Source organism: Escherichia albertii NBRC 107761 = DSM 17582, from assembly GCF_000759775.1.
Taxonomy (GTDB): domain Bacteria; phylum Pseudomonadota; class Gammaproteobacteria; order Enterobacterales; family Enterobacteriaceae; genus Escherichia; species Escherichia albertii.
The window spans coordinates 1-10,953 of sequence record NZ_BBMY01000146.1 but is presented as its reverse complement, the minus strand read 5'-3'; the positions used below and the strand labels follow the sequence as shown (position 1 = coordinate 10,953).

Sequence of the window (10,953 nt, the reverse complement as noted above, 5' to 3'; positions counted from 1 at the left end):
CAGACGTTTGGTCTGCAGTTCATCGATGATCGACCAGATCGGTAACCAGGCAATACCATATCCGTTGAGTGCCATATTTTTTAATAGTTCGCTCATCGAAGAGATAAATATCGTGCGTCCGGTAATACCGCCAACCTCTGCCAGATGGCGATTGACCAGCCTGCCCATATAAGAAGTGGCAGTATAGTTGAGTAAAGGAACCTGGGGCTGGGTGATATCAAATACTGGCTGCCCCTGTGCATCGGCGGCACATACCGGGTACAACTCAGATTCAAACAGTTTCAGGCAACAAAAAGGCGATTGCATAAGATCTTCATCGCGAAACGAAATAATAAAGTCACTCTTGCCTTCGCGTAACGTATTTACGGCCTGGACAACATCAATGGCTTCAACATGATAGATGAATTCTCCGCCATAGGCGGTCAGTGAATTCACCAGTTTGGGTAATACGCTCAGGGATAGTGAGTGCGCAGCGGCAATTTTAATGTTGGGTACGCCGAGTAAATTCTGGCCGTTTAACTCCCCCAAATTGCATTCAAGCTGTTGTAATAAGCTGCGAGTCTGGGAATGAAAGAGCCTGCCTTCTTCGGTTAATTGTAAAGGGGTGGTTGTGCGATCGAATAAAGCAACGCCGATCGCCGCTTCCAGCGCCTTAATTCGTCGGCTGAATGCGGGTTGTGAAAGATTACGCTCTTTTGCCGCCTGAGAAAAATGGCGACAGGCTTCCAGCGTCAGGAAATCGTATAACCATTTTGTCTCGATATTTTTCATTATCATGGCACCTGTATTTTCAATCTGGAGGCATAATAAAACATCCTGGCAATAAAAATAATGTTCTCAAGTCGCACAATTTAGCTTTTGTCATTCGTTTTGTGCATAACGCCTTCATTTCCGGTATTGACGTTGATATCACACTTCATCAAAAAAACGAGTTTTTTCCATTAGATAGCCAGAAAATGTCATAACCATGGCGAATGAACTGTGTGCTCTATAGCTACACTATGCGTGTCTTGCATCACCTTGTACAACCTTGCATTTCTCATTGTCTATTTTGGCTGTTAAAAAAGAGAGCAGTAGTTATTCATTACTCATTGCCATTAACGTTTTGAGAGGCAGATCTTGTGAAAGGATTAATTGGTGTACTCGGCGGAATGGGGCCGGCGGCTACCGTCGATCTGTTTAATAAATTTGTAACGTTTACCGCCGCACAACGTGATCAGGAACATATTCCATTAATTATTTCTTCTATTCCGAATATTCCTGACCGTACCGATGCATTAATGCATCATGGGCGCTCGCCGTTACCTGTTATGCGTGACTATATGCATAAACTGGAAGATGCCGGGGCGGAATGTATTGTTATTCCCTGTAATACCGCACATTACTGGTTCAAAGAATTAAAAGATGCTTGTCATATTGATATATTAAGTATCGTAGAGACAACGATCAATGAAGTTCGCGACTGTGGTAAAACCCGCATTGGCCTGTTAGCCACCAATGCTACGCTGTATATGGGATTATACCAAAAAGGAATTGAGTCACTGGGACTTACCTGTATCCGCCCCGATGCAGACAGTCAGAAAAAAGTAATGGAAAGTATTTATTCTTTGAAAGCAGGCGATATGACGCATGCACAACAGTTGATGAGCGAGCAGGCTGAAATATTATTTTCCCGCGGCGCTGAAGTTCTTGTTCTTGGTTGTACGGAAATTCCGGTTATTCTGGTGCAAGCTGTTAAAGAGCGGCCTTCTCATTATATTGACTCAACTGCTTCACTCGTTCGCGCCGGAATAAAATGGTATGAAAATCGTGTCGGAAAACAGCATCTTCTAACCCAATAATCATTTTAATCGCAGCCAGAAAGTCATTCACTTTTAGAAAAAATTATATTTATAACGGAGAACATCATGGTTTGGCTGGAAATTATCGTAGTACTTGGCGCAATATTTTTTGGTATTCGCCAGGGAGGGATCGGTATTGGTTTATGTGGCGGGCTTGGGCTCGCTATCCTGACTCTGGGATTTGGTCTGCCTATGGGGTCGCCGCCAGTAGACGTGATCCTGATTATTATGACCGTTGTTGTGGCGGCTTCAGCATTACAGGCCGCAGGCGGAATGGATTATCTGGTACGCGTCGCCGGTAATTTTATGCGTCGTAACCCGAAATATATCAACATCATCGCGCCGATTATTACCTGGTCAATGACTATTATGGCCGGTACCGGATTTATTGTTTTTTCCACACTGCCGGTGATTGCTGAAGTTGCGAAAGAGTCAGGTATTCGTCCTTCCCGCACGCTCGCCGGTTCGGTCGTTGCTTCGCAGGTGGCGATTTCTGGTTCGCCGATCAGCGCCGCAATGGCCGCTATGCTCACTATTATGGAGGTTAACGGCGTCAGTTTTATTCAGGTGATGTCGGTATGTCTTCCTACCTCTTTTGCCGCCGCGATGGTCGCCGCTTTTATTGCTTCCCGACAAGGATGTGAGTTGCAGGATGACGAGGTCTATCTTGAGCGTCTGCAAAAAGGACTGGTGCAAAAATACGAGAATAATAGCAGCATCAAACCTGGTGCGACGCTTTCCGTAGGATTGTTCCTGCTGGCGACGGTCGCCATTGTTATTCTTGCCGCTTTCCCTCAACTGCGTCCGGGGTTTGATATCGGCAAACCGATGGAAACACGCGATATTATTATTATCTGTATGCTCTCTGCCGCCTGCCTGATGGTGGCGCTGTGCAAGACGGCTACCGATGCCATTATTCTCACCTCCACATTTCGTGCGGGGATGAGCTCGCTGGCGGTGATTCTCGGCATTGTAACCTTAGGCACCACTTTTATTGATGCGCATTTAACCGAGATTAAGGATATTGCTGGCGATATTTTGCAGGCCTATCCGATGTTGTTGGCGTTGGTTCTTTTTGGCACTTGTGCTCTGCTCTACTCGCAAGGCGCGACCACGCCGTTAATTATCCCGCTTGCCGTGGCGCTTGATGTACCCACCTGGGCAATTCTGGCGTCCTATGTCGCTGTCACAGGTGTATTTGTACTGTCAACATATCCAACGTCGCTGGCCGCCATGGAATTTGATACTACTGGCACAACTCGCGTGGGCAAATATGTGCTGAATCATCCATTCATGTTGCCAGGATTGGGGGGAATTATTGCAGGGGTGGCATTAGGTTTCGTGATTGCGCCGATGATTATTTAGCTGTTTTATACCCGTCAGTGTCAGTATGGTCAGCCGTTCACGACAGAATATAAAAATCAATATTATCAATGAATCAGATGTTTATGGATTATCTACGGCGATTCACTTATGCATTTTATCTATATCTGCGATCATTGGATATTAGATAAAAATGCTCATTCCCCCTGAACGTTACAGCTCAGTGAAACCCATCCGGGGCAAGGTTAAATAACCCTTGTCCGTGGGTTTTACTGCCCGGATCTGAGCACTTTGAGTTATCTGTTAAGTTGGATTTTAACATAAGCCCATGTTGCAAAAATAGCCAGGCCCCGGAGAGTGAACCGTATTTTTGCGGTTAAATCAAATTGTGAAATAACCCAATGTTTAAAAAGGATTTTGGATATATCATCCGAAGGTTATTTTATGTTCAGGGAGATATCATGCCACAACTGCTTCGTATCATTCTTATACACACTCACCTGCCAGGCGTTGTTGAAATTCAACTGGATCAGCATACCAATATTTGTGGAACTAATGCTTCAGGGAAAACAACTCTGCAACGCCTCGTCCCGGTTTTCTACGGTGAACAGCCCAATAAAGTGGTACCAAGAACGCGGAAGAAGTTCGACGAGTTTTATCTCCCTTGCAGCAATAGCTATATTATTTATGAATACCAGCGTGAAACGGGCGACAATTGTTTGGTTGTTCTAACGGGGAAAAATGAGGGGGGCGTAGAGTATCGTTTTGTTCGCACCTCCTATAACCCAGACTTTTTCCTTCGCTATACGGGGGATGGTGCAAAAGGGTTGAGTTATAATGAATGGTCTGCCCAGATGCGCAACCGGAGTGATGTTTTAGTTTCCGCCAAAATAGGCTCAACAACGGAATACCGTAGCATTATTCAGAATGATGTCGCGTCATTACGTGGTAATTCGACGGAGGCAATGAGACTACGCCGCCTGGCAGCATCGTTTAGTCTGGTAAGTGGTAATAATAAAATCAGGCATATTGAGAAATTAGTGAGCGCGGTTCATGCCGGTGAAGGCAAAATGGAAACGCTTAAAACTATGTTGGCGGCGATTTTTGCTGATGATGGCGTTACGCTCCCCCAAACAAAAGTAAAAAGCAGCTTTGCTCGGGAATGGATCCAAAAAATGCGCCAGTCGCTGCGTTACGATAAATTACAGCAGGAGTTTGAGTCCTTACAGCGCCTGGGGCTGAAGCTGGATGATACAGAAGCACAGCTGGCTGCACTCCATCCCCTGTTGAGAAATGATGAACAAATTCAGAGGCAGAAAAGGATAGATGCAGAACAGCAACTTATTCAGCGGCGGAGAGAGCTTACCCAATTAAAGGATTGCTTTGATCAGCAGAGCCATGAGCTGAATGATCAATTAAGTAAAACGCAGAGCGAATTAAAAACGATTCGGACATGGCTGGATTATATCCAGGAAGAGTACGATCGTTATGAACGTAAAGACATCCGCCTTTTGCAGGCACACATGGACGAATTACCCCAGTGGCGAGAGGCGCTTTTAGCGCAAAGTGAGCAGTACCAGCTCATGCAGAATCAAGCTGGTGAACTTTCCCGAGAATTTGAACAGCACAAAGCAAAACTTCAGGAAACTTTTTACAACCAGAGCCAGTTGCTCCAACAAAAAATTCGGGATTGTCAGCAAGAAAAAGAGGTCGTCAGAGATAAATTTGACAGCCAGAAAGAGATACTTCGGCAGCGCTTCGAAGAAAAAAAGCAACAGCAAGAAAATTATTATGACGAGCAGTTGGCGGTAATATCTCGCGATCGGACGACTATTGGTACTGAGCTTAAACATTCTCAGTTAACCGCTGAAGAAAATGAGGAACGCCAGATTGCTGAATTGCGTATTGAGCAAGCTCAGGAGCGTTTATTACAACTGGGTGAGCGACGACAAAATGCGCAGGCAAAATTGACCGAGGCCCGTAAACAGCAAGATAGCGCAGAAAAGCAGTTGCATGCTGCTCGCGCCAGCCTGCATCAGGCTGAGGAACAATTGCTGCACCTGCATCGTCAGTTGGATCCTGAACAGGGGACACTACGCCACTTTTTGCGCTCACGTTATGAGGGCTGGGAGCAGAATTTAGGCAAGGTTCTGAATGAAAATCTGCTGGAACGTAAAGACTTGCAGCCTGAGCTAAGGGAACTGTCGGAATCACTGTATGGTCTGCAACTAGAATTAAGCGTACTGGATATGCCTGATTTTGCGCAGGATGAAACTTCAATTCGATATAGCCTTGCTAAAGCGGAGCAAGTCAGGGCGCATGCTGAAGAAGCGAAAAAAACGGCAGAAATCAGCTTTCAGGAGCACCATCAGAACGTCAAGTTCCTACAGTCACAAGTGGACGAGTGTGAAAGACAATATCAACGTCAAAATCAGGAAGTCGGCTATGCTCGTGATGCCCGTACTCGTTTAATCGCAGAACATGAGGCGCTGGAGCAAGAACGTCGACAGGAAAAACGAGCCCGTTTAAGCGCATTAGAAAAAGCGTATACTGAATTAACTTACCAGAAAGAGCAGGATCAGCGCGCATTAAAGGACGAATATAATGCGCAAACACTGCAATGGAGTATAGACCTTCAAGGTGAACTGCAGCAAATTGATGAGAAGGTGGAAGAACTGTCCCGGCAAATAAACAAAAAACGTGCCGACATGAAAGAACAAATAAGAATATTTCAGCAGGCTCTGGACGATGATTTAGCGAAGAGGGGAATTGATCATCACGAAGTCAATATACTGCGGGAGCGCATTGAAACGCTTAAAAAGGATATTCAAGCGGTTGAAGATCGTCGCGATGAGCTGACCGTATGGCAGCGTTTTATTAAACTTGACTGGGAGCGGTTGCGCCCTGAAAAACAGAAGCTGGAAGGTGAACTTTCTCATCAGAAACGTGAATTGTTGCAGTCAGAGCGTCAGTTAAAAGCCGAATATCAGAATAAATATGACAGACTCAATGATGAGAAAAAATACTATGATACGCAGATGCGTCAAACCGACGAACTCGTTAGTCGGCTAAAGACGTTGCTGGACCGATTATTACCTTTGCCGTTGGCTGAAATTGTTCCGGCTCATATTGATTCTGCCGCTGATATTAATGAGCGGATGTCGCGTACTGGCGATATGTTGGAGCAGCACGCCAGCTTGACTGGTACGCTGGAGAACAAACTGAATGAGTTTAAGTCACGTTTTAATCAAGACGCAGACCCCACTTTCTTTGATTTACTGGATTCTGAAATAAATAAACTTCCCGATCCTTCAAGAATCCGACAGCAATTGCCAGTACTTGAGAAATTGCTACAGCTTCTTAAAGATAAACAGCAGCAATTGCTGGAGATGGGGGAAAATATCGGCGGCGATCTGAAAAAATTCTTTGATGTTTTCAGTGATATCAATCGCCGAATTTCGCAACAAAGTCGACGCTTGAGTGATGCGGTTACCGACGATTTGCAACTGGAAGGGATCAATAAATCAGAGGTTCGTATTTTATCGACCATCGATCAATTACTATTCTGGAAACCGTTAAAACGCTTTGCTAAAAACTATAGCGACTGGCGTTCGTCTGGTCAGCAGCTTCCTCCCGAAAGCTATTTGAACGCCTTGATGGATGTGGTTGAACTGCTTCATGCCGACGAACGTTTCACTATGGAATCGTTATTAAATCTCGAACTTCATCTTAATGAAGGTGGGGAAGATATTGTTATCAAAAACGATCGCCAGCTACTGGAAGCATCAAGTCACGGTATGGCCTATCTAATCTTGTGCAAATATCTTTTGGCGTTTACCCGTTTATTAAGAGGCAAATCAGACGCGGTTATCCACTGGCCTATTGATGAAATCGGTACGCTGGCCTACCACAATGTGGAGAAACTATTTATTGCCTGTAGCCATAATAATATTGTGATTGTTGGCGCCTTTCCGAATGCGGAATCGGATGTGTTAATGCTGTTTAAGCACCGTTATTTGCTTGATGCCGATCAGTTTGAACCGACTCAGCGCAGGCTGAAAAGGATCCAGCCGAAAATGAGCCGCCTGGCTGCCCGGCTGGCGCAGATGGAACAGGAGACAATGTAATGCTGGAACATGGACCTTTAATCAAAAGGCTGCTGACAGGAGAATTTATTTGTCGTATCAACGACCCGGATGCTTATCGTCATTTACAGGATGAGAATACCCGTCAATCGATAGATAAGTATTTGCGCCCTCTTAACTACAGAGTTGTCAGTAATGAAACGCAAACTGTCTATTATGTGGGTTTTTGTGAGATGAATAGCGATGCCCGCAGCCAGCTTATGAGTCAGTTTAAGGACATCATTTCTTCTCTGTTGCCTCTGCTTGAGTGGCTGCAACTCATACAGGAGACGCAAGGGCGGGAAAGTACTTTGACAGCAGGCGACTATATCCGGTTGTCGGAAATCATGACGCGCGTGGAGGATAATCAGAGTCTGCAACAGCGTCTGAATCAGCTCTCCAGCGATCGTTTTTTTAATTGTAGGAGTGATTCTATTGATCTTCAGCTCAAACAAATTTTCCGGCGCTTGAAAGAACATGGCTATGTCAGACAGCCCAACGCTGAGCAGCAAATATTTATTGCTACCGGGAAAATTGATTATTTAATTGATGTGATCCGCTTTATTCGCGACGAAGAGCATTTACCGGTTGAAGATACACAGCCTGTTCAACAGGAGCTTCTATAATGGCGCAGGAAATTTCTCCATTATCCAGCCTGTTTAAAAACGGTGCTGATCGGCTGGCATTATTGGGAAAATACCATCACGCCTTAATGAAGGGGTATGTCGATGGGTTTATTGATGAAACGGCTTTTAGCGACCAGACATTAAAAAAGCTGATTACAGCGCGTATCGTGTATCGCCCTGATGAACAACAACCGCTGAGGTTACGCCCGCTGGTGAGCGATCTCATCGCCAGCATGATTGCTGATGAGAGCCGACGGCAGATTAATGCGGATGTGGCAGAAAAACTGGAGCAGATCCGCAATAGGGTGCAGGCCTGGCGCGATGCTTATTATAAAGGCGATTACAGTATTGCTGAACGACAAATGCAGAGATTGACTGAGCTCGTTCACGATCTCAGCGGGCAATTTGAAGAGGCTATCGACAGCCTCTGGCATCGTCTGAATAATGATTTCGGTTTCGTCAGCAGTCTGAATGAAAAAATTAATGAGAATACGCGGGCGCAAAAACAGGTGCGCCGGTTGCTTGATGGGCTGGACCTGATTGTTTTTCAGGAATTGATAGAGTTCGCCGAAAATAACAGCTCACTACGTAAATTATTAGTGAGCCAGTTACAGTTGCGTGTCAGCCTTCACCATAGTTCATTACTGGCCGTTCAACAGCGTCTGGTGGAGCTGATGGCTAAATTTCGCCAACAGCAATCGCGCACATTATTAGTGGCGAATATGGCTGCTTTTTTGCGTCAGCATCCGCAGTATCAACCGGTCCGTTATCCTGAACGCCGGGAAGTGCCAGATGTCTTCAATATTGCGTCTCCGCTTTCGTTGCATGCCTCTATTTCTCTCGACAGAACTGTGGATCGACAAGTGATGGCGGAGATGTTGCTCGCTTTGCCCAGAACATCGGTTATGCCTCCTCCGGTGCCAAAAAGCGCGGGCTCAGTAATACCTCCTGTTGATGAGGAAGTCGCTGCTCGTCAGATTAAGCTTAAAATGGATGTTGAGGATTTTTATGTCTTTGCTGCCGGACAATCCGGGCCGGTGAGCGCGCTGCATTATCTGGTAGAAAATCATCTGAACTGGGACCGCGAGATATGGCTTTATCAGGTTATTACGGAATATCAATCATTGCCGTTAGCGGATAAAAGGCGTTTCTGGCTGCGTGGCGAGGAGCGCCAGGCAAGCCTGGTAAATGATCTGCGTATCATATCGGATGTGAGTATTGGCGTGAGGGGAAAATGATCGAAACAGAATCGTTGTCGTATAGCGCACTCGTCTGGCTGAAAAAACTTGATCATCGTCTGAAAGTGAAAAGTAGCGAAAAGAAAAATACTGACGGTAAAACCGTGATTCAGGTTTTACGTTGGTGTATTGCGCTGGATTTGATCCCAGCGAACAGTTTGTCGCTGCCTGAGTTCATTTTTACAACGGCGCTACTGAATAAGATCTCAGATGCTCAGCAGCGTCTAAAACAGGCCAACTTCCGTGATGATCTTAGGATAAAAAACCGCATTGAGAGCGCGCAGTTAAGCGACCAGGAGATTAAAACGGCGGGAATTCGACCACGGCAGCATCGGGTGCTATTGCGCCTTAATCAGCCTCTGGTTAATGAATTTGGGATGGTTATCGACGTTGTCGATACAGATTGGCGTAATATTACTCTGACGCACTTTGATGTTCTTATCGTGGTAGAAAATCAAGATTGTTTCTATCATCTGTCACTTTTTGATTATTCTCAGTGCGATTTCCATTCGCCTCTGATTATTTACCGCGGCGATCGGACATATAGTAAGGGAACGGTTGCGTTGAAGAATTGCTGGTTGAAAACAGGGAAAGCAGCGATCTATTTTGGCGATTTTGATCCCAAGGGTGTCAGTATTGCGAAGAATGAAGGTTATCATTTTATGCTATTACCTTCGCCAGACGTGGTGACAAAAAAATCCTCTTCAGCGATGTTTCCTGATGCACAGTTAAAGTTCTTACCTAGATTGTTAAGTGGTGAGAAACATTGCCATTTGCGTGACTATCTGTTGGTTTTGGAAAAACATCAGGCCCTTAGACAGCAGAAAATGCAGGGTGAAATTTTGCAAATGGTTATGTTGAAAGCATCAGATTAAATGTATTCGCTCAGACCGGATCTGATAATTATCGGTTATTTACAGCAGATACCTGTCAGATTATATCTGGATACGTTAAAGAGGGCACAGGCACTTTCTTCTACGGTGGCACCATTCTGTGCATTCTCCGTCTGGATACTCTGGCCGATGGTAGCCACCCTAAGGTTACTTTTTCAGGTTGATAGTTGTGGCTATGCCACCGACATTCACCTGCAGTTTTCCTTTCTGGTTAACGGTAGTGAAATCCGCCAGATCACTTTTCTTGACAATCTGCCAGCTGTTACTGTTTACAGTAGGTGTACAAAAGCTGTACCGCCGTTGTGCGTATACTGATTACCGCGATTCAGAGCAGTATCCTGCGCATGCCTGTGTACAGTTTTTACACCTGCGGTGTAAATCTGTGTGGTGTTCGCTATTCTGTAAGCAGCCACAATCTGACGACAATTTTTATTAATGATGGTACGTACTGCGTTTCCATAGATGGTCTGCCTCGCATAGTCATTCACTGATATTCTGAATCTGTGTTGCTTTGGTGAACCGGGCTGTGGAAGCTAATACACGCTTAAGTGACAGTTTTGTTTCCATTATCTCAGAGTCAATTCCGGCTGGTAATTATTATTGGTAATTTCCACCATGCATTATTTGTGGCATTCGACACTATTCAAGATATTGAATAATACGCAGCAGGACTGATTTTATCCTTATCAGGAGTTTTCTGTGTTTCCTATTACATGAACCTGAATGGTTTGTATCTGATTCGTCTCTGATATCGCTAATTTTAGCGTGTTCTTTGATTTTTATTGTGGGAAGTGTACGGGGGGCAAAAATGTTTATTTTATCTGATATTGACAGGTTCTCAGGACCGATTATAAATGATGATTCATGGGGAATTTCCTTCAGAGATGTATCAATTTTAACGCCATTTC

At 45.0% G+C, this 10,953-nt stretch carries 8 protein-coding genes and 1 pseudogene; 6 read left to right on the top strand and 3 right to left on the bottom strand.

Going from position 1 to position 10,953, the window contains the following annotated elements:
* Window positions 1-771: hypochlorite stress DNA-binding transcriptional regulator HypT (gene hypT / locus EA14781_RS19780; protein ID WP_042336100.1), on the bottom strand; the 771-nt coding region annotated here is incomplete at its 3' end.
* A 350-nt stretch (window positions 772-1,121) separates the two neighbouring features.
* Between hypT and cuyB the strand changes: the two genes are divergently transcribed.
* The 6 genes from cuyB to EA14781_RS19750 all read left to right on the top strand — a co-directional run bounded on the left by cuyB (window position 1,122) and on the right by EA14781_RS19750 (window position 10,027).
* Complete coding sequence (gene cuyB / locus EA14781_RS19775) at window positions 1,122-1,841, top strand: cysteate racemase (RefSeq protein ID WP_000677252.1); 720 nt, start codon at window positions 1,122-1,124, stop codon at window positions 1,839-1,841.
* Between the two features lie 66 nt (window positions 1,842-1,907).
* Window positions 1,908-3,206: an anaerobic C4-dicarboxylate transporter gene (locus EA14781_RS19770; protein ID WP_000262202.1), complete on the top strand. Its 1,299-nt coding sequence runs from the start codon at window positions 1,908-1,910 to the stop codon at window positions 3,204-3,206.
* Window positions 3,207-3,625: 419 nt separating this feature from the next.
* The gene (locus tag EA14781_RS19765) at window positions 3,626-7,291 is read left to right on the top strand and encodes an ATP-binding protein (RefSeq protein WP_001135886.1); all 3,666 of its coding nucleotides are present in this window, start codon (window positions 3,626-3,628) and stop codon (window positions 7,289-7,291) included.
* A complete protein-coding gene (locus EA14781_RS19760; protein ID WP_000889448.1) occupies window positions 7,291-7,914 on the top strand; it encodes a condensin complex protein MksE in 624 nt (207 codons plus the stop codon). The genes EA14781_RS19765 and EA14781_RS19760 overlap by 1 nt, the downstream gene beginning before the upstream one ends.
* On the top strand, window positions 7,914-9,152 hold the full coding sequence (locus EA14781_RS19755) for a hypothetical protein (RefSeq protein ID WP_000046330.1): 1,239 nt from the start codon (window positions 7,914-7,916) through the stop codon (window positions 9,150-9,152). The genes EA14781_RS19760 and EA14781_RS19755 overlap by 1 nt, the downstream gene beginning before the upstream one ends.
* A complete protein-coding gene (locus EA14781_RS19750) occupies window positions 9,149-10,027 on the top strand; it encodes a DUF7281 domain-containing protein (RefSeq protein ID WP_000573234.1) in 879 nt (292 codons plus the stop codon). Before EA14781_RS19755 ends, EA14781_RS19750 begins: the two co-directional genes overlap by 4 nt.
* 168 nt (window positions 10,028-10,195) lie before the next feature.
* Here the strand turns inward: EA14781_RS19750 and EA14781_RS25860 are convergent.
* Both EA14781_RS25860 and EA14781_RS25505 read right to left on the bottom strand, forming a co-directional pair.
* Window positions 10,196-10,515: pseudogene (locus EA14781_RS25860) on the bottom strand (autotransporter adhesin Ag43); the annotation flags it as partial.
* Window positions 10,516-10,684: 169 nt separating this feature from the next.
* The coding region (locus tag EA14781_RS25505; RefSeq protein WP_042336097.1) for a hypothetical protein at window positions 10,685-10,953 on the bottom strand (269 nt) is incomplete at its 5' end.

Bases quoted from the DNA above. Each gene is read 5' to 3' on its own strand.
- EA14781_RS19750 (WP_000573234.1), top strand. From the start codon at position 9,149: ATGATCGAAACAGAATCGTTGTCGTATAGCGCACTCGTCTGGCTGAAA.
- EA14781_RS19770 (WP_000262202.1), top strand. From the start codon at position 1,908: ATGGTTTGGCTGGAAATTATCGTAGTACTTGGCGCAATATTTTTTGGT.
- EA14781_RS19760 (WP_000889448.1), top strand. From the start codon at position 7,291: ATGCTGGAACATGGACCTTTAATCAAAAGGCTGCTGACAGGAGAATTT.
- EA14781_RS19765 (WP_001135886.1), top strand. From the start codon at position 3,626: ATGCCACAACTGCTTCGTATCATTCTTATACACACTCACCTGCCAGGC.
- EA14781_RS19755 (WP_000046330.1), top strand. From the start codon at position 7,914: ATGGCGCAGGAAATTTCTCCATTATCCAGCCTGTTTAAAAACGGTGCT.